The 18,412-nt window shown below is 64.5% G+C and carries 17 protein-coding genes; 1 reads left to right on the top strand and 16 read right to left on the bottom strand.

The window, feature by feature from the left end; all coding sequences use genetic code 11:
* Positions 1 to 37: 37 nt before the first annotated feature.
* From ACVWYS_RS14500 to ACVWYS_RS14445, 12 genes are all read right to left on the bottom strand, one after another.
* Positions 38 to 883, bottom strand: coding sequence for an HAD family hydrolase (locus ACVWYS_RS14500; protein ID WP_456509971.1), 846 nt, complete (start codon positions 881 to 883; stop codon positions 38 to 40).
* Complete coding sequence (locus ACVWYS_RS14495; protein WP_456509970.1) at positions 880 to 3,531, bottom strand: phosphoribosyltransferase domain-containing protein; 2,652 nt, start codon at positions 3,529 to 3,531, stop codon at positions 880 to 882. The genes ACVWYS_RS14500 and ACVWYS_RS14495 overlap by 4 nt, the downstream gene beginning before the upstream one ends.
* A complete protein-coding gene (locus ACVWYS_RS14490) occupies positions 3,528 to 4,709 on the bottom strand; it encodes an HpcH/HpaI aldolase/citrate lyase family protein (protein ID WP_456509969.1) in 1,182 nt (393 codons plus the stop codon). The genes ACVWYS_RS14495 and ACVWYS_RS14490 overlap by 4 nt, the downstream gene beginning before the upstream one ends.
* 34 nt (positions 4,710 to 4,743) lie before the next feature.
* Positions 4,744 to 5,301: a hypothetical protein gene (locus ACVWYS_RS14485; RefSeq protein WP_456509968.1), complete on the bottom strand. Its 558-nt coding sequence runs from the start codon at positions 5,299 to 5,301 to the stop codon at positions 4,744 to 4,746.
* A 200-nt stretch (positions 5,302 to 5,501) separates the two neighbouring features.
* Positions 5,502 to 6,044: a TerD family protein gene (locus tag ACVWYS_RS14480; protein WP_344364713.1), complete on the bottom strand. Its 543-nt coding sequence runs from the start codon at positions 6,042 to 6,044 to the stop codon at positions 5,502 to 5,504.
* 8 nt (positions 6,045 to 6,052) lie between these two features.
* On the bottom strand, positions 6,053 to 6,574 hold the full coding sequence (locus ACVWYS_RS14475; RefSeq protein WP_456509967.1) for a hypothetical protein: 522 nt from the start codon (positions 6,572 to 6,574) through the stop codon (positions 6,053 to 6,055).
* 34 nt (positions 6,575 to 6,608) lie between these two features.
* Complete coding sequence (locus ACVWYS_RS14470) at positions 6,609 to 7,805, bottom strand: toxic anion resistance protein (protein WP_456509966.1); 1,197 nt, start codon at positions 7,803 to 7,805, stop codon at positions 6,609 to 6,611.
* A 31-nt stretch (positions 7,806 to 7,836) separates the two neighbouring features.
* Positions 7,837 to 8,418, bottom strand: coding sequence for a TerD family protein (locus tag ACVWYS_RS14465; RefSeq protein ID WP_344364558.1), 582 nt, complete (start codon positions 8,416 to 8,418; stop codon positions 7,837 to 7,839).
* Positions 8,419 to 8,486: 68 nt separating this feature from the next.
* Positions 8,487 to 9,068 (bottom strand): TerD family protein, encoded by a 582-nt coding sequence (locus ACVWYS_RS14460; RefSeq protein WP_344364561.1) that lies wholly within the window; start codon positions 9,066 to 9,068, stop codon positions 8,487 to 8,489.
* A gap of 47 nt (positions 9,069 to 9,115) precedes the next feature.
* On the bottom strand, positions 9,116 to 9,706 hold the full coding sequence (locus tag ACVWYS_RS14455) for a TerD family protein (protein ID WP_456509965.1): 591 nt from the start codon (positions 9,704 to 9,706) through the stop codon (positions 9,116 to 9,118).
* A 52-nt stretch (positions 9,707 to 9,758) separates the two neighbouring features.
* A complete protein-coding gene (locus ACVWYS_RS14450; protein WP_344364566.1) occupies positions 9,759 to 10,871 on the bottom strand; it encodes a DUF475 domain-containing protein in 1,113 nt (370 codons plus the stop codon).
* 241 nt (positions 10,872 to 11,112) lie between these two features.
* A complete protein-coding gene (locus tag ACVWYS_RS14445; protein ID WP_456509964.1) occupies positions 11,113 to 12,540 on the bottom strand; it encodes an excalibur calcium-binding domain-containing protein in 1,428 nt (475 codons plus the stop codon).
* A 274-nt stretch (positions 12,541 to 12,814) separates the two neighbouring features.
* Here ACVWYS_RS14445 and ACVWYS_RS14440 point away from each other — a divergent pair, with 274 nt between their 5' ends.
* Positions 12,815 to 13,603 (top strand): VWA domain-containing protein, encoded by a 789-nt coding sequence (locus ACVWYS_RS14440; protein ID WP_456509963.1) that lies wholly within the window; start codon positions 12,815 to 12,817, stop codon positions 13,601 to 13,603.
* Positions 13,604 to 13,886: 283 nt separating this feature from the next.
* On the opposite strand, the gene ACVWYS_RS14435 is transcribed toward ACVWYS_RS14440, so the two are convergent.
* The 4 genes from ACVWYS_RS14435 to ACVWYS_RS14420 form a co-directional block, all read right to left on the bottom strand.
* On the bottom strand, positions 13,887 to 14,474 hold the full coding sequence (locus ACVWYS_RS14435; RefSeq protein WP_456509962.1) for a PASTA domain-containing protein: 588 nt from the start codon (positions 14,472 to 14,474) through the stop codon (positions 13,887 to 13,889).
* Positions 14,475 to 14,695: 221 nt separating this feature from the next.
* On the bottom strand, positions 14,696 to 16,378 hold the full coding sequence (locus ACVWYS_RS14430; protein WP_456509961.1) for an alpha-amylase family glycosyl hydrolase: 1,683 nt from the start codon (positions 16,376 to 16,378) through the stop codon (positions 14,696 to 14,698).
* Complete coding sequence (locus ACVWYS_RS14425; RefSeq protein ID WP_456509960.1) at positions 16,375 to 17,319, bottom strand: carbohydrate ABC transporter permease; 945 nt, start codon at positions 17,317 to 17,319, stop codon at positions 16,375 to 16,377. Before ACVWYS_RS14425 ends, ACVWYS_RS14430 begins: the two co-directional genes overlap by 4 nt.
* Positions 17,316 to 18,401 (bottom strand): carbohydrate ABC transporter permease, encoded by a 1,086-nt coding sequence (locus ACVWYS_RS14420; protein WP_456509959.1) that lies wholly within the window; start codon positions 18,399 to 18,401, stop codon positions 17,316 to 17,318. Before ACVWYS_RS14420 ends, ACVWYS_RS14425 begins: the two co-directional genes overlap by 4 nt.
* Between the last annotated feature and the right edge of the window lie 11 nt (positions 18,402 to 18,412).

Genomic DNA, 18,412 nt, shown 5'->3' with positions numbered 1-18,412 from the left:
GAACGTGGTTGGGTCACGGCCTCTGCTCGGCGACGAACTAGGGGAGCGGAGCCAGAGTTTCCGCCAGGACGCCGCTGACGAAACTCAGGATCTCCTCGCCGGCCAGGACTCCGGAAGCCGAAGTCACCGTCAGGTTCGGCAGGCTGAACGAGTCGCTGTCGAGTTCGCCGTGCGATGGACGGATCGCGATGTCCGCCAGCTCGAGGATGCCCGCATCCAGCCGTGAGTCGCCCGCGGCTACAAGAAGACCTGATCCGCTCCGCCTCCGGACCTCGTCCACAGCGGCTTCCTTGGTGATCGGGGCCGGGACACAGTAGAGCTTGCGCCCCTGCAACGACGTCATCCAGCCGCGGGCCTCGCACCAGGCGCCGAGCTCGTCCAGGTACCCGTCAGGCAGCGCCTGCCGGTCCACGATCGAGTACACAAAGTATTCTTCGGCCGTCCGGACCCTCAAGACGGCGGGGACTGCCGCGCCGCCCCTGAGGTGGCACAACACGTCGTCCAGGGGCGCACACTCTGACCCCAGTGACCGCTGGATGTGCCGCGACCAGTCGCCGTCCGGCTCGCCGTCGTGGAGCAGCACGGCGCCGTTCGTCGTCACGGCATACCCGCGGCCCGAGCCGGGCAGCCGCACCCGGGAGAACTGCGCCCGGGTGCGGGTGGTGACGGGCACGAAGACGCTCCTCTCCACGATCCCCTCCAGCAGCTCCTCCGCTGTCCGGGTCATGAAAGACAGCGGAGCTGCGTCATACACCTCGGCGACCACCATCCGGGGCGCCAGATGGTCGCTTCCCACGAGCGCCATGGAGTTTGCCGAATAGATCAACGTGCGGTCCAGGTCGCTAGCCACCATGACCGGCGCGCCGCTTGAGTGAACGCTCATACGTCCACCACGGCCTTGCCATCGGCGCCGGTTGCTCCCGGCGTGTGCAGCGGATGGATCAGTCCGACGCAGCTGTATGCCAAGTCAGGGACCTCCAGCACCTCGACGCCGCGCTGTTCGGCCAGGTGCAGCACATGGGCGAGCTCCGGCACAGCCTCGGGGCGCACCAGCACCTTCCAAGGCACGCGCCGCAGGAGGACCCTGGTGGTTTCGCCGACACCTGGTTTGACCAGGTTCACGTTGTTGATTCCGAAGCTGCGGCTGATCTGCTCGACGGCGGACCATCCGGACCAGTCTGCTTCCGGGAGCCCGACGATGTCTGCGGGGGCGTGCGCTGCTGCCCGCAGGACGTCGTCCCGGACGCCGAGGAACTGGGCTGTGACGGCCGACAGGAAGTCGTGGGAGACGTCGCTGCCGGCCAGCTCCGAGTAGAACTTGGCCCCGTGGAAATCGCCGGGGCTGATGAGCGACTTGTTGAAGACAGTGCGTGAGACGAGACCGGAGACGGTCGAGTTCAGGCAGGCCGAGGGGACGAGATAGTCCTCCCGCGTGCCGAAGATCCGGACGCAGCGCCCGGGATCCGCGAGGACCGCGAGGTCGGGCCGGAACGCCGGCCCGTCGGTCTGTCGGAAGAGTTCGACTGCGGCGGCGAGTTCACGGGCGATGGCTCCCTTGCCGGTCCAGCCGTCGACGAACATGATGTCGTCCGGGCGGTGCCGGGACGCGAGATAGCCGAGGGCGGTCTGGTCGATGCCGAGTCCGCGCACGATGCTGATGGCATAGTGCGGCAGCTTTAGTCCGTGGACTTCCCAGGCCCAACGCTTCATCAGGATGCCCACGGGAGTTCCGGCTCGGGCGAGAGAAACCAGCACGGGGGCGTTGCCGCGCAGCTTCAGGACCTGCTCGGTGAGCGTTCCGACGGCGTGCGCGATCCGGACGGACGTGCTCTCCAGCGCGGCCTGGAACAAGGCGTCGTACTCGGGCGACGGTTTGAACTCCTGCGGCAGCGATTCGGCGTAACTGGCCTTGCCGGATTGGATGGCGGCCTCACGCTCTTCCCTCGGCGCTTCCAGCTGCGCGGAACTCAGGTCCTTCAGTAGCCATTCGACGTCCTCGGTCAGATAAGAGCCGAAGTCGGGGCCGAGCAGCGGCGTTGGGAACGGTGGCTGGGCCGGCAACATGACCAGCCGGACATCGTCGGCGCTGCCGGAGACGGCCTCGGCGATCTTGCCGGGGCCCAGGAGCCCGGACTCCGCTGTACCAGGTTCCGCCATGATGAGCACCGTATCGAAACGCCCTTCAGGGTGCATGAAGTTGTAGGCAAACCGCGGCCCGGGCCCGTCCGGGGCGTCGTCGTCGCTGCCAAAGGCAATCGCCGAACGGATCGCGTAGCCCGGTTCGTCCAGCGCGGCGATCGGTGAGCGGGTACTGGTGGAATAGCGGATGTCGGCGTCAGGGCGCAGGTCCTGCAACCGGGTGGCGACCGCCAGGGGGAGCGCCATAAATTCCTCCGTGGCGAGCACCAGCACCCGGGCCCCCGCGTCGCCGCGGCTGCCAAGGGCCGCGGCCAGAGCGCCCGCGATCCGCGCCGCCTGATCCGGATCGGGACGCCCGGCAACGCCAAAGCGGGCGCTGCGGATTGGTGGCACGATTCCGTGGAGGTCCAGCAGCTGGATCAGGCCCGGCCTGGGGGCCGCTGCAGGCGGGAGCGGGATGGCGCTAATCAGCTCCGTCGCGTCCGAAGCAAGCGTTTCCGGCAGTTGGATGCTTCCCTGCGCCAGTGCCACGGCGCTGATCCTGGCGTCGAGTTCGTGTGCCAGCGCGTCAAGGCGGTCCCGGTCTGCGGGGGAGCGCAGGTCCACCAGGGAGGCGACGACGTAATGGCGGTGCGGTGCGGTGCGGTGCAGTTCGCGGATGGTGTTGATGATCGTGGCGCCGGTGCTGAGCTCGTCATCGACCAGGACCACGGTCTCGGCCCGGTCGAGGGCGGCGCGGCTGGTCGGCAGCAACTGGTGGGAGGTTGCGTGCGAATGCATTTCCTCGAACGCGCCGTAGGGTTCCACCCCGCTGCTGCTCTGCCGGGTGGAGTGGATGTAGTAGGTCCCCAGTTGCCCGGCCACCAGCTGGCCCAGCCCGGTGGCTGTTTCCGCGTAACCGATGGTCGCGACGCCGGGAAGTTCTGTTTGCCATCGGGCGAGCAGTTCGCCCAGGCTGGCCATGTCGGCAATTCTGCTGCGTCGCCTGTCCTCGTTCGGTGCCGTGCCGCCGTCCGGAGCGGTGTCGCCCTCCAGCAGGCGAGCCAGCCTCCCTGCGGCCTCGTCAATGACGGCGGTCAGCGATCCGGCGGTGCGTGAATCGGTGCCCGCATCCGGACCGGCAGCGGCATTGGCGGGGAACTGGAGTTCCCTGCGGACCATGAGCCCCAGAAGCTGCCCCGCCGACGTCGCGATCCCGGGTTCGGTAGGGACGTGCTTGGCAAGCACCCGCGAGACGAGCAGATGGGATCTTTTGGGATTGCGCCGCAGCGCCAGCCCGACCAGGGCGCTTACCGGCAGCAGGCTGCGACTCTGGTCCGAGGCCACGTCGACGCCGAGGGCATCGCGCACGTAACCGCCGCTCCAGGGAGCATCCGTAGAGAGTTGCTTCACCGCATGCTCGCTTCCAGTAGTTCGACAAAACTAACGCCGGGCCTCGCGACCCCGAAGGCCCTGGCACGCAACAAGGTGCGCTCCGCCCATGCACGGTGTGGTTTCAACTCATTCATCTTGTTTCCATAGGACGATGCCTTCACTCCTCCGCCTAGGCTCCCGGCTATGTCCAGGGCATCGAGGTATTCCTCGTGGCTCACGACGCACATGGCGTGCACCACTGGCACGTGGCTGGGATGGATGACGGTCTTGCCCAGCAGGCCGTTCGCGAGATCCAGTTCGATCTCGCGAATCAAGCCGTCCAGATTGTCCATCAGGATGCGGTTCCGGAGTTCGCCCTCGTTGACGGCTTCAAAAGGCGTGGACCGCAGCTGGGGCCGTAGGACCCGTTCCGTGTTGACGAAGTGCTCCCAGACCGGGCCGGAGATGACCCAGCCGTCATTCGGGCGGCCGAAGATGTTCACGACGTCGCCAATGATGTTCGCGACGACCTTGACGTTGTAGATAGTCAGGTCGCGGGAACGCCGCAGGCCAAAGGCACTGGACATGTCCGTGGCACCGATCCGGACGCACAGGACCAGTTCGCGGAACTCTTCCACCAGGGCCAGGTTGTCTGTCAGCACCCGGACGCGCGACTCCAGATGAGTTGTCGAAAGGTCCTCTATGATCGGCATCGCCCTCAGGGCCTGTCCCTTTGAGTCTCCCGTGCGTCCGGCTTCTTTGTTCAACAGCTCCAGTGCCGCCAGGAAGGCACGCCCGCGCCCTGTCTCGTTCTCGAACTTGGGTAGTACGAAGCCGTAGACGACTCCGAGATCCGCACCTGCCCTGCGTCCGACGTCGAGCAACTGTTCGGGCGTACGGCACCGGATGAAGATCAGCGGGAGTTCGCCCGGATCGTCTTGGGACAGTTCAGCCAGTGCAGCGAGCAGGTTCTCCTCTGCGGCGGGCACCTCCTCGTCAGGAACGGCATCTTCGAGGCAGACGACGATGCTGAGGCACCCCGCTCCGGCTTGTTTCCGGATTCCATATGCCAGCGAGCTTCTCGTGGCGGGCGAGTACAGGGTGGCACCCAGCGCGACGGCCAGCAGGCCGGGGTCCGAGGTGCGGTGAAGGAGTTCGGGGCGCAGGTGGAAAAGCCGATCCTTGACGGATTCGGCCAAGGCTTTGAAGTGCTGCATTGTCCCCTAGTTGTTGCAGTAGTGCGCTGCCGGATCAGCGCAGGAGGACCCGTTGGTCCAGTGGAATGGTCATCGTGAAACCGAAAATAGCCCAGATCGCTGCGTCGGAGGCGTCTGCCGGGACGAATTCTGCGCGAAGCTCCAGAACCGCGCCGATCCGCGCGACGTACAGAACGCTCCGCAACCCGGCATCGTTCCGGGCAGCCACCGCTGCGGCCGCGCCGTCGAAGACTCCGACTGTCAGCGGGGTTTCCCCGGCGATGAAGAGGGCCCGGCGCAGGAGCCGGACATGGCGCAGGGACACGATGCCGGCCCCGTCCTGCACGCCTGCCAGGGGTCGGTTTCCCTGGGTAACGACGGGGGTGCCGGCCTTGTGCCCGTCCGTGTGGTGGGCACCTGTGGTGAACTGCTGGTCTTCCCATGCCACCGAGCGAACCCCGGCCACCAGGAGCGAGCCAATCGCGGATTGCCTGGCGTTCAAGCGCACCACCGGGTTGGCTTCCCCCAACTCGCGGACGCTGCCAAAATCCGGGGCCGGGAACAGCCGCTCCGACAGGGACGGAGCGTGCCGGGGCCCCGACTTGGAAGCCACTGAGGCCTTCGTGGACGGTATGCGCACCGGGCTGGCATTGAGCGTGAGGCCACCGGAACCCGCCCTGCTTGCGTCGAGGTGCGAGGACGTTGCTGCACTTTGCGCAGTGGGTCGAAGAGGCTCCGGCTGATCCACAGGCTTCCGGCGTCGGCTGAGGTATCCGATGTCGGTCCGCAGCAAGGTTCGGTTCAACGCCATTTTCAGAGCCTCAACTTGAAGTCAGCGGCAACGGCTGCGAGCCCGGCCTCATAGCCCTGGCCGAGGGCACGGAATTTCCAGCCCCCGGCGTGCCGGTAGAGCTCCCCGAGAATCATGGCGTTGATCTTGTCGAGGTTCCCCCGCGGCACCGTGAAACGAAGGAGCTCGCGGTTTTGGTCGGTGGCGACCCGCAGGTAGGCGTTTTTGACGGCACCGAAGGTACCGGGGCCCCGCACGTCCGGATCCACGTAGAGGAGCACTGCGATCTTGTGGACCGACTCGGGCACCCGGTTGAGGTCGACGTCGATCTGTTCCTGGTCTTCCGCTCCCGCGAAGGAAATGCTGCCTTCGGGGCTGGTGATCTGGTTGAAGAAAACCAGATGGTCATCCGAGATGGCGCGGCCATCGGTCCCGCACATGATCACCATGGGCACCAGCTCGGCCTGCGGGCCGCGGCTAGGGACTATGTCCCAGCCGAGTCCCAGCAGCACTTTCTCCAGCCCGGGGTTCTCAGCAGTGAGGGCGGCGTTGCTGCCCGCGACCATTGAAGCCACTAGCGTCCTTCCAGATGAAGACCATCAATATCAAACTTGTCCCTGAGGAACTGGCCGTGGACGGCCAGTTCCGTTATGGCACCCGTGCGGACCTGATTGTCCAGGTTTTGGACGGTGGAGTAGAGCGTGTCGAGCTGTTCCAGCAACACCGCCGTGTCGGCGGATTCGTCTCGCCGCGACCCAGGGGCCAGCATCAGATATGCCCGCAGCGGGGACGGAAGGTAGTCGGTGACGACGGCGTTCAGCAGGACGCCCTGCTCCGTCGATGCACCTGACCGGCCGATGTAGCCGATGAGGGCACGCAGGATGTCGGCCAACTGCAGCACCTGTGACACGACGAGGGGAGGCAGTTCGGCGCCATTGGCGAGCACCGTCCGTCGCAGCTCCTCGAGTGCGTCCCGGGTGACTGTCAGCTCGTCTGCAGCCAAGTCCGCCGGGGCAGGAGATTCGTCACCGGAGAAGGCGGCGGAGCGAGGTACCGCTCCGCCGCCAAACAGCGAGCCTAAGAATTTTGCGACCATAGCCCGTAAGCCTATTGCTCAGGGGTGACGACCACTAATTCCCTTCCTGTTTCCGCACCCTGTCCAGGTAGGGGCGGGCCCGTTCCAGCCCAGTTTCGAGCGCGTGAACGGTGCCTTCCATGCTCTTGTTGGCCTGGGAGCGGAAGGTGTCGATCGCATCCATGGTCTGGAAGACATTGTCGAACGCCTTCTGCAGCGTTTCCACGCTGACGCCGGAACTGGCCGCCTGCTGGTGGATCCGAGCGGTCTGATCCTTGAGCATCTCGCTGGTCTTCAGAATCATGTTGTTCGTCGTCGTGTTGATGGCATCGATCTGGTCGAGCACCATCTTCTGGTTGGCCAGTGCCTGAGCAACGATGACGGCCGTGCGAAGTGCGGAGATCGTGGTCGTGCGGGCCCGTTCAACGCCCTTGATCAGCTCGGTATTGTTCTTGCGGATCAAGTCGATAGCCAGATAGCCCTGCACCGAGACAGCCAGCTGGGTCAGAATGTCCTGGTGGCGCTGGCGGATCGGATACAGCACGTCAGAGTCGAGTTTGCCCGCCTCTTCGATCTGGCCCTGCATCTTCATCTCATCGATCCGGTTGGCTGTCGCCGTGTCCAGGGCCTTGGCGAATACCGCGTATTCGCTCAGCCCCTGCATCGTCTCCCACAGCTGGGTCTTTTCCTGCGCCAGGGAGGCGTTGTCCTTGAGCAGCGCGTCCTGGCCCGCCATCAGGGACTTGATGATCTTGTCGAGCTGGGTCTGGGCACTCTCATATCTCTGGAAATACTTAGCTAGCTTGTTGCCGCCCGGAATGATTCCAAGGATCTTCCGGCCGACGCCCAGGTCAGCGTTGTTGGGCGTGAGGTCCTCCACGGTGGAACGAAGCTCACCGAGCGTTGAGGCGACCTGCACTTGGGCGCTGCTGCCAGACTTCTTCGCGCCGGCCAGCGACGTGGACGACCGCTCCAGGAGCCGGCTCGAGGTGTTGGCGGATGCCACGAGCTGCTGGCCGCCAAGCCGGTTGATGCCATCGATCTTGCTGGAGTATTCGGGGCTGAACGGACTCATGGCCGACACTTCGGTGATGAAGGCACGCGCCTGGGCGTTGATCTCCTGCTGGCGTTCCGCCGGAACCGGGACCATGCCCGGGGCGTCGTCTTCCTTGACGATGCCCGGAGCCTCCGGAGGGTTCAGGACGAGGGGAGTCGATGATGACGTCTCTGGCGGAGTGAGTTGCATGCTCATAATTGCGTCTCTCTTTCTGTGGTCTCGGGGCTTAGCTGAGCTGGACGCCGAAGTCCGCGGCGATGCCAGCGAGGCCCGTCGCGTACCCTTGGCCGACGGCCTTGAACTTCCACTCGCCGTTATGCCGGTAGAGCTCCGAGAAAATCATGCAGGTTTCCGGCGCCGCATCCTCGCTCAGGTCGTAGCGGACCACTTCCGCGTCGCTATCCTGGTTGACGACGCGGCAGTATGCGGAGCGTACCTGGCCAAAGTTCTGCCGGCGGGTGTCCGCCTGGTCAATCGAGACCACGAAGACGATTCGCTCAACATCTGCGCCCACGGCCGAGAGTTCGACCGCGACCACTTCGTCGTCGCCGTCACCCTCACCGGATCGGTTGTCGCCTTTGTGGACTACCGAGCCGTCGGCTGCGGCCGGCTGGTTGTAGAAGATGAAGTCCGCAGAACTGCGGACCTTGCCGTCGGCGCCGAGAAGCAACGCCGAGGCGTCCAGATCGAAGGCGTCACCGGTGGTCGTGCGAGGATCCCAGCCCAGCCCGACGAGAACCTTGTTCAGCCCCGGATCGGTCTTGGTGAGCGAGAGGTTACTGCCTTTGGTAAGCGTCAAGCCAGCCATGGTTGTTCTCCTTGTTCAGTCTGTCGGGTGTTGGAGGGATGGCCCGAGTTGCCCGGGCCATCCGGCTTTTAGTCCAGCGCTATGCCGAAGTCCGTGGCTACGCCACGGAGGCCCGAGGCATAGCCTTGGCCCACGGCACGGAACTTCCACTCGCCGCCATTTCGATAGATCTCGGCAAAGATCATGCACGTTTCCGCTGCGGCATCTTCTGTCAGGTCGTAGCGGACAACCTCGTTGTCTGTGTCCTGGTTCACAACTCTGCAGAATGCATCGCGGACCTGGCCGAAGTTCTGACGGCGCGCCTCTGCTTGGTCAATCGACACGACAATGACGATCTTTGCGATGTCTGCTGCGACCGAGTCGAGATCGATCAGGATCTGCTCGTCGTCGCCTTCGCCCTCACCCGTGCGGTTATCGCCCTGGTGCACAATAGAGCCGTCCGGCGAGGACAGCTGGTTGTAGAAGATGAAGTCATCGTTAGAGCGGACCTTTCCGTCGGCGCGGACCAGGAGAGCTGAGGCGTCGAGGTCGAACTGTTCGCCGGCGGTGGTCCGCGGATCCCACCCGAGGCCGATCATGGCCTTGCGGAGCCCGGGATCGGCTTTGGTCAGTGACAGGTTGCTGCCCTTGCTCAGAGTCAGGCTAGACAAGAGGTACTCCTTCAGTTTGGTGATGTACGTTCGAGAGAGCTAACGACCTAGAGGGCGGATGCCGCGGCGCCGCGGACATCGCCGGGCGTGCGTCCGTTAGCCGGCGCGCCGATGGCCTGGAAGTTCCAGACGTTGCCGTTCCGCGAAAGCTTGGACATGACCATCGCTGTGTATGGTCCCGATTCGGTGAGGTCGTAGCGGGCGACTTCGGGGCTGCCTTGAGCCGAGTCGTCGATGACGCGGCAGAACGCGTTCTGGACCATGTCGAAGGTCTGCTGGCTGTAGCTGGTGATAACAAACACGATGTGCGCGACGGCCGGGGACACATTCGGCAGATTCACCATGAGGGTCTCGTCGTCGCCGTCCCCTTCGCCCGTAAGGTTGTCCCCTGTGTGGCGGATGGAACCGTCTTTGCTGGTCAGCTGGTTGAAGAAGACAGTGTCGAGGTGCTGGCCCTGCGCGTCAAACAGGATGGCTGACGCGTCCAGGTCGATTTCCACCGTTTTAGTTCCGCCGAAGAATCCTTTTTTTGCGGGGACAGCAGAGTCCCAGCCGAGGCCCAGACGGACGTTCGTCATCGAATCGCCGTTCTGCTTCGTCAGTGACAGCGTCTGGCCTTTTTGCAAACTCAAACCCATTTAACTGCTCGCTTTCTTAGTGGTGGCTGTTGCCTTGATAAGTGATGTAGAGCTAGCTGTTTGCGTCCGCCGACTCGCGCGTTTGAGGCTGCTCAGCGACACGATTCCTCTTATTGCGTTGCACCGATCCGATAAATGCCGCACCGATAAACACGACGCCGATGAGGCCGGTAACGATCTCGTTGACGGGAACCACGATCGTAACCAGCAGGATTACTGCCAAGGCGCCGATGGCCCAGTGTGCGCCGTGGTCCAGGTACTCGAATTCGTCCAGCGTCCCCTGCCGGACCAGGAACACGGTCAGGGAGCGGACGAACATGGCTCCGATGAAGCCCAGTCCGAGCGCGATGATGATCGGGTCCGCGGTAATGGCGAAGGCTCCGATGACGCCGTCGAAGGAGAAGGATGCATCAATGACTTCCAGGTACAGGAACAGCATGAGGGCGGCCTTGCCGGCGAGTTGAGCCGTACCGGAAGGGCCCGAGTGCACGACGAGGTCCGCATCCGCGGCATCAACGTCGCCGTCTTCATCGACGTCGAAGAGATTTCCGAGGCCGTTCACGAGGAAATAGGTGATCATGCCAAGCAGGCCCGCGAGAAGGACGATGCCCTGTTTCTCGCCGGATACAGCCCCGGCGATGGCCAGAGCGGCCAGGCCGATGATCAACGATGCGCCTTCGAGTTTGCCCAGCCGGGCGAGCGGGATCTCCAGGAACTTGATCCATCTAATATCCCGGTGGGCCAGAATGAAGTCCAGGAACAGCATCAGAAGGAACATTCCACCGAAGGCCGCGATCTGCGGGTGGGCCTCGTGCAGCAGGTATCCGTAACTGCCCGGGGTGTGCGGGTCACCCTTTTCCATTGCGAGGCTGACAGCTTCCACCGGGTTCAGGCCAGCGGTGACTCCCACGATCAGCAGGGGGAAGAGGATGCGCATACCGAACACGGCGATAATAATGCCCACACTGAGGAACATTTTCTGCCAGAACGGGTTCATCCGCTCAAGGATTCGCGCGTTGACCACAGCATTATCGAAGCTCAGGCTGATTTCAAGAATGCCCAAGATGAGGCAGAGAATCAGTGCCTGAGGGCCGCCATAAAGAAAAGCGACCACCAATGCGATGAGGGTGACCGCGAACGACCAACCGAAAGTCTTGAGAAACACGCTGGAACAACTCCTGGAAACGACAGGTCCTGTCCAGTCAACGACGGCAGGACGGCGAAAATCGTCCCGGAAGTTATCCCCCAAGACTTCGTGCCAACATCATATGCGGCGGGTGCGACGCTTTGTCCTGCGACGCCCCAGTGTTTCTGGATTGTGATCGTACTCGTCCCGCCATAGCCCTGGTCCGGCTGCGAGGGAGGCTTTCCCGCGCACTAGCCGGACCAAGAGCGGGCGATAATTGTTACTCGCAGGCGACGCCGTCGCCATCACGGTCGAGCTTGCTGCTGTACCCGGGCTGGCCTGCATAGATCGGCGCGGCCCCTGCTTGTCTCGCCGCGGTGCAGTTGGCGTAATACGCTGCCGCCGGTGCGGGCGCCGGCGGTACATACGGTGCAGGCGCCGGTGCCGGTGGAACATACGGCGCAGGAGCGGGCGCGACGTAAGCGGGCGCCGGAACGTACGGATCGGGCGCGGGTGCCACCGGTGCCGGAACAACCACGGCCACGTTTGCCGAGGGTTCCGGCTCCGTTGTCGCTTCGGCGGACGCTACCACCGTCACTTCCTTCTCACTGGTCGGAACCAACTGGTCGACGCAGTCTGCTAGTACGCGGGCCATCGCGTCGTGCTCGGCCTGCGTCACCCACAGCCCGTACGTCGCCTTAACGGAAATCTGCCGTGCAACGTACGCGCACTGGAAACTCTTGTTCGCCGGTAGCCACGCCGCAGCGTCACCATCCCCCTTCTGAACGTCGGTCGGCCCGTCTGTGGCCTGAAGGTTCAGGGGATCGTTGGCAAACGCCATGCGCTGCGCTCCCGTTAACTGCTGGGCGCCCGTAAGCCATGCGTCACCCAAGGCAACCACATGGTCAATCTGTACAGCACTGCTGGTGTCAGGGCCGCGTTGGAAGTGGATCGTTGTTGCCGTGTAGGGGTCCGCGAGGGTCCCGCTCTGCACTTTGCAATGCCCATCATCTGCGAACGTGACGTCCGAAAGATCCCGCTTGAGAATATCGTTGCGGGTGTCGCAACCGTTCCTGTCAGTGTCGGCCCATGCTTGGCCGAACATGGCGCGGTCATCGTAGCCCGGCGTCGGCGCCGTTGCCTTGACGGGGAGACTAGCGAGGAGGTCGAGCGCCTTCGTTGCGTACGCCGGCTGGGATTTAGGAGCTGTATAGCTGACGCCCCTGGCGAGTTCGGTGACGTTCTCAGGGTCCATCGGCTCCCCGGTATCCGTCGGGGACGGGGAAGGGGAGGGTGAGGAAGCCTGTGACGAAGCGGCGGAAGCGCGGGCCGCTTCTTCTGCTGCTCGCTTTTCGTTCGCGGAAGCCGCCTCGGCAGCGATGCTTTCTGCAGACCGAGGCGGGACGGTCAGCCCACCGACGACGAAGAGCACCAGAGAGGCTGCAAGGACGACACCCCCGGCTTTTCGGCTGCCGGGCAGCCGTGCCCACGAGCGGCGGCCCGTGATCACGACGTAGAGGCCGGTAAGTGCGGCAAATATGGCGAGGAAAATCAGTGCCCCACCGAGCCCGCTGGTTGCAGCCCCCATCGCCATGAATGCCAGCGTGATCGCTCCGACCACGAATGTTGAAACTTTCGGCTTCCGCGGCGGTTTTGGCGGCTCGACGTACGAACCCTGCGTGCCTAGGAGCAGTTGGTAGCTATTCAATTTGTCATCCCCATGTTTTTGGCACCTCAGCATTTCCCTGGGTGTCAGGCCTCGGCGCTATCCTGCGTCAAAGGGGATTGTATGGCCTTGCAAACAGATATCAGGATTCCTGTCACATTGTTTCGGCGATCGAGGCGTGGATTCTCCTCCACGTGGTCCAGAGATCGCTCTCAATCACCTCTTAAGGAATCCTGCAAGGAAATCGACGCGCCGCCAAATGAACTCGGGACACGTCAGCTATATGGTTGGCACAACCCAACGAAAAGGAACCGATATGGCACTTTCCCTCGACAAGATCAGTGAACAGGCCCCGGGCCTCCTCTCACTGGCCAAAACCGCGTCGCAGGCCGTTGATCTCTCCGGGCTGAACGGCCAGAAAGCCAAGGTCGCCGTCGCCCTAGACTTCTCCGGCTCCATGAGTCGGGCCTACAAGTCAGGGTCTATGCAGCGCCTTGTCGAAAAAGCGCTGGCCCTGGCAACTCAGTTCGACGACGACGGAAACATCGACTTCTTCATCTTCGACTCCAAAGCGGCGTACTTGGGCGAAATCAGTATCGATGACTTCGCCGGCTCCGTGGACCGCCTGACCAACGGCCGGCGAATGGGCAGCACAAACTACGCCGATGCCTTCCTCACCATCCGTGACCACTTCGGGTTCGCCCCGCCTGCACCGCAGGCCCCGCCCGCCCCGCCGAAAAGGGGGTTCTTCGGACTTGGCAAGGCACAGCCAGCGCCGATCGCTCCGGCGCCGACCACCCCCGCAGACATTCCTGTGTACGTACTGTTCTTGACCGACGGCGCCCCGGACAACCAGTCCAAGGCCGTCCGCGCTCTGACTGAGGTGTCGACGGCGCCGATCTTCTGGAAATTCCTCTCCATCGGCAGCCAATCAATGGCATTCCTCGAGAAGCTGGATACGCTCACGGAGCGGTTCGTGGACAACGCCAATTATGAGCCGATTGGCGATGTGGACGCGATCAGCGACGCCGTCCTGTTCAAGAAGATGCTGACGGAGTTTCCGGACTGGCTCAAGGAAGTCCGGACGAAGAACCTCATCCAGTAGTACCTCATTTGGAGGCACAGTAGGTTCATGCTCCCGAACGGAGAGGCGAAAGGGCCGTCCACGTTCCCGAAGAATCGTGGACGGCCCCGCAGCCGAAGCCTCAGCCGCGCAACACCCAGGCCGCGTAGTTCGACTGCAGCCAACCGTCCTGTTCTGGCGGGTTCGCGTTGAGCCGGACCGTCCGGCGGGCAGTTGCACGCGTTCGGTGCTCATCGCGACAGCGACGGGCGCCCCGCGAGGGCGGCCCGCGAGGGCGGCCCGGCCATTGTCACGTTGGCGACGATTAGTTTCGGATGCCGCCGTGGCCGTGGCAGGCGCCGCGGCGGGTCGGGTTTGGCCAGGCGTAGCCGTCGTTGCAAATGATCCCGCTGTAAACGGGCGGTGCCACTGCAGGCGGAGCCTTGACAACGGGCGGCGCCACCGGCGGTGCATTTACTACGGGTGGTGCCACGGGCTGTGCCTTCACGACCGGCGGCGCCACAGGAGCTACAACCTTTGCAGCGGCCTGGGTGGGTGGGGGAGTGGGCGTCGGCGTCGGCGTTTCATCCGTGAGGTGCTTGACCCCTAGTTTCACGGTGGAACCCTCGGCGACCTTGGCGTGGGCGAGAGGGTCCTCGCTTACCACCTGCCAGTTTTTCTCGATGATGATCGTTTTGCCGTCGGTCAGATCCGTGGCGTGGGCTTTCAACCGGAGGTCTTTGAGCTGGTCAGTGGCCTTGTCGAGGGTAAGGCCGACAACGTCGGGGACCTCGATGGTGTTCTCGGCGACAGCCGTTGCCTTGGCGGTTTCCGTTTGGGCGGATGCCTGTTTGCTGCCGCAGCCTGTCAGTATGAGACCGGCGAGCATTACTAGAGCGAGTGTTTTCTTCAAGATTCCCCCTGCTTGCAGCGAGGCCGCAACTGTCGGGAAGGGCGTGGTTGCCAGATGCTTCCGATGGGCTCGCTGGGAATAAGCTACCAGTTCCCTGGGAAGACTATGGCAATTTGACGGCGTGTGTGCCTCTCTGCCGGAGACCCTTCCTTCGGTCATCTCGACAGCCTTCCAAGCGCCGCGAAGCCGGGCGAGCCGCTTTCGGTCAGCTCGGCCAACCCTCAGCCTTTCAGCACCCAGACGGCGTTGTTCGGCTGCAGCCAGCCGTCCTGGTCCAGCGGGGAGGCGCTGAGCAGAACCGTGCCGGACGGGAGCGGAACCGGTTCTGTTCCCATCGCGACGGCGACGAGGAAGTGCTCGTTGCGTTCGCAGATGAGGAGGTTTCCGGCCTCGACCCGCCAGGTGCCGCCGTCGTCCGCGGTGAATACCTCGTTCTTCCACAACTGCCGGCGCAGCTCCAAGGCCGCTTTGGTCAGGTTCAGGTCGGATTCGGGGTCCTGCTGCTGGCGTTCAATGGCGTGCGTTCCCCAGCCCGCGGGGACCGGCAGCCACGTATCCGCGACAGGTTCAGTCAGGGAGAAGCCGTGGTTGAGCGCCGTGTTTTCGGTCCAGGGCAGCGGGACGCGGGCGCCGTCGCGGCAGACGCCGCCGCGGGCCCACATCGGATCCACCCGGGCCTCGACGGGGACGTCGACCTCGGGCAGGCCGAGTTCCTGGCCCTGGTAGAGGTAGGCGGCGCCGGGCAGTCCCATTAAGGCCACGAGTGCCGCCCGGGCCCGGATGCCGCCGAGCTCGCCGCCGCCGAAGCGGGTGACGGAGCGGACGATGTCGTGGTTTTCCAGCGCCCAGGTGGGGGCGGCGCCGTGGAGCTGCCGGGCGGCCTCGAGCTCGTTGCCGACAGCTGCCCACGCCTCCGGGTCCCAGCCGAGTTTCACGAACGCGAAGGCGAAGGCCTGCTGCATCTCGTCAGCTCGGGTGTAGCGGGCGGCGCGGGCCGGCTCCAGATTGACCTCGCCCACCAGCAGCCGGTGCGGCTCATAGTTCTCCGCGATGGTGCGCCAGCGGCGGTAGACCTCGTGGACGTCCTCTTGGTCCGACACCTGCGGGTTGGACCGCAGCCCGTCCACCACCCCGCCCGTGGAGGGCGAGTCCGGCAGCCCGTCGGCCTTGAACAGCGCGTGCGCGACGTCGATCCGCAGCCCGTCCACGCCCTTGTCGAACCAGAAGCGCAGCACGCCGTCGAAGTAATCGCCGACGGCGGGATTCCGCCAGTTCCAGTCGGGCTGGCCAGCCGAGAACAGGTGCAAGTACCAGTCCTTGTCCGTCTCGGACTCGGGGTTGGCGCGGCTCCAGGCCCGGCCGCCGAAGACGCTTTGCCAGTTGTTCGGCGGGACGTCATCGGCTGAAGCGTCGTTGGTCGAACCGTCGGCGGCGTCAGATGCAGAACCGGCGCCGCCGTCGTCGGACATGCCCATGGGACCCGGCACAAAGTGAAACATGTCCCGCTCCTGCGAGCCCGGGCCGGCCGCGAGGGCCGCCTGGAACAGCGGGTGCTCGGAGGAGCAGTGGTTGGGGACGACGTCTAGCAGGATCCGCAGGCCCAGCGCGTGGGCCTGCTCCAGGAGCGAGTCGAACTGCTCCATGGTGCCGAACAGGGGGTCCACGCCGCAGTAGTCGGTGACGTCGTAGCCCTGGTCCACCTGCGGCGAGGGCTGGAACGGGGTCATCCAGATGCCGTCGACGCCGAGGGAGGCGATGTACGGCAGCCGGGCGATCAGCCCGGCGAGGTCGCCCACGCCGTCACCGTCGCCGTCGGCGAAGGAGCGCGGGTAGACCTCGTAGATGACGGCGGACTGCCACCAGTCAGCCGCCTGCGCGATCGCAGTTTCCTCGACAGAGCTCATTTGCTCGCGCCCGCGGTGAGGCCTTCGACGATCCGCCGCTGGAAGATCAGCACCATAATGACCAACGGTACGGTGACGATCACGCCGGCGGCCATCTGCTCGCCGAAGGGCGCCTGGAATTCGGTGGCGCCGGTGAACTTGGAGATCGCCACCGTGGCGGTCTGGATCTTGGGGTCGTTGATCATGGACAGCGCGATGATGAACTCGTTCCAGCTGTGGATGAACGTCAGGATCGCGGTGGTGAAGACGCCGGGCGCGGCGAGCGGGAGCAGGACCCGGCGGAACGCCTGCCACTTGGTGCAGCCGTCGATCATCGCGGCCTCCTCGAGGTCGAACGGCAGGGCCTTCATGAACGTGGTGAGGTTCCAGACCGCGAGCGGGATCGCGAAGGACAGGCTGGGCACGATCATCGCCTGGTAGGTGTTGATCCAGCCGAGGTCCGTGAAGAGGCGCAGCAGCGGCACCACGACAGAGATGCCGGGGAACATCGACGTCGCGATGATGACGCCCAGGATCACCGACTTGAAGCGGAAGTTCAGCCGCGAGATGGCGTAGGCGGCGAAGACGCCCAGCAGCAGCGCGAACACGGTGGTGGTGCCGGCGACGATCAGCGAGTTAAGTAGGGCCTGGCCGAACATGGTGGAGCCGTCGAACACCTTGGCGTAGTTCTCCAGCGAGAACGGCGCCGGGAGAAGGGTGTTGTCGAAAATGTCGGCGGTGCGGCGGAGGCTGGAGACCAGCATCCAGTAGAACGGGGCCAGGCAGTAGGCGAAGATCAGCGCCAGGCCGAGGTACACCGAGTAGGAGCGCCACGTGCGCGGCGCTTTCGGCTTGCCTGTTTTCGGATTGCCGTAATGGCCGACGGCGGCGGTTGCGTCGGGCGCGATGGCGCCAGGTGCGCCGGAGGACGCTGCGGCATTGCGGAGGTTGGAGATGGTCATCGGGTGGCCTCGGCCTTCTTCTGTTCGGCGGTTGCCTGGTCAGTGTTCGCCAGCGTGCGGGTTGCCTGGGTGCGATTCTTCTTCGAGATCAGCTTCAGTTCCTTGGCGCCGGTGACGTCGGCGCCGAGCACCTTGACGAAGACGATCGCGACGACGGCGACGTACAGGAAGAGCATGACCGCGAACGCGGAGGCGGAGCCATAGCGGAGCTGGTTGGATTCGTCCCAGGCCAGCATGGAGAGGGTTTCCACGGATTCCTTGCCGGGGCCGATCAGCACGAAGGGGAGATCGAACATGCGCAGGGCGTCGAGCATGCGGAACAGCACGGCGACCAGGAGGGTGGGCTTGACCAATGGGAGGGTGATGGAGCCGAGCTGGCGCCACCAGCCGGCGCCGTCGATCTTGGCGGCCTCGTAGACTTCACCGGGGATAACCTGCATGCCGGCGAGGACCAGGAGGCCGATGAACGGGGCGGTCTTCCAGACCTCGGCGATGATGATGGCCGCGCGGGAGGCGTTACCCTCGGCGGTCCAGAGGATTTCGCTGCCCAGCAGGGTGTTGGCGATGCCGTCGGACTGGAAGATCCAGCGCCACAGCAGACCGGACACGGCGGTGGGCACGGCCCACGGGACCAGGATGCTGGCGCGGAGGAAGGACCGGCCGCGGAAGGCTCGGTTCATGGCCAGGGCCAGGCAGAGGCCCAGGGCGGTCTCAAGGAACACCGTGGTGACGGTGAAGAACGTGGTGTTGCCGAGCGCGTTGAGGAAGCGCCGCCCGGTTTCCCCGACGAAGAGGTCGGCGTAGTTGGCCAGGCCCACGAAGGATTCGACGTCGGCCACGAAGCCGTCCGCGTCCAGCCCGGATTCGGCGCGGTAGAGGGACTGGTGCACTGCGGCGAGCAGCGGGTACGCGATCACCAGGGCCAGCACCAGGATGGTGGGGGAGAGCAGCAGCGCTGCCATGCGGCCTTCGCCGGGGGTGCGGTTGGCGCGGTTGGCGCGGTTGCCGCGTTTGCGCAGGCTGGCAGGTTGGGGCGTGCCGGGCTGCGCGCCGGCGGGCGGGGCGGTCGTCGTCGTCGTCATTCTGGGAACCT

The organism is Arthrobacter sp. TE12231, from assembly GCF_054062895.1.
The sequence above is the reverse complement of the archived record's forward strand: the minus strand, read 5'-3'. Positions and strand labels throughout refer to the sequence as shown.

Bases quoted from the DNA above. Each gene is read 5' to 3' on its own strand.
- ACVWYS_RS14500 (WP_456509971.1), bottom strand. From the start codon at position 883: ATGAGCGTTCACTCAAGCGGCGCGCCGGTCATGGTGGCTAGCGACCTG.
- ACVWYS_RS14490 (WP_456509969.1), bottom strand. From the start codon at position 4,709: ATGCAGCACTTCAAAGCCTTGGCCGAATCCGTCAAGGATCGGCTTTTC.
- ACVWYS_RS14480 (WP_344364713.1), bottom strand. From the start codon at position 6,044: ATGGTCGCGGGCAGCAACGCCGCCCTCACTGCTGAGAACCCCGGGCTG.
- ACVWYS_RS14475 (WP_456509967.1), bottom strand. From the start codon at position 6,574: ATGGTCGCAAAATTCTTAGGCTCGCTGTTTGGCGGCGGAGCGGTACCT.
- ACVWYS_RS14470 (WP_456509966.1), bottom strand. From the start codon at position 7,805: ATGAGCATGCAACTCACTCCGCCAGAGACGTCATCATCGACTCCCCTC.
- ACVWYS_RS14465 (WP_344364558.1), bottom strand. From the start codon at position 8,418: ATGGCTGGCTTGACGCTTACCAAAGGCAGTAACCTCTCGCTCACCAAG.
- ACVWYS_RS14455 (WP_456509965.1), bottom strand. From the start codon at position 9,706: ATGGGTTTGAGTTTGCAAAAAGGCCAGACGCTGTCACTGACGAAGCAG.
- ACVWYS_RS14440 (WP_456509963.1), top strand. From the start codon at position 12,815: ATGGCACTTTCCCTCGACAAGATCAGTGAACAGGCCCCGGGCCTCCTC.
- ACVWYS_RS14430 (WP_456509961.1), bottom strand. From the start codon at position 16,378: ATGAGCTCTGTCGAGGAAACTGCGATCGCGCAGGCGGCTGACTGGTGG.
- ACVWYS_RS14425 (WP_456509960.1), bottom strand. From the start codon at position 17,319: ATGACCATCTCCAACCTCCGCAATGCCGCAGCGTCCTCCGGCGCACCT.
- ACVWYS_RS14420 (WP_456509959.1), bottom strand. From the start codon at position 18,401: ATGACGACGACGACGACCGCCCCGCCCGCCGGCGCGCAGCCCGGCACG.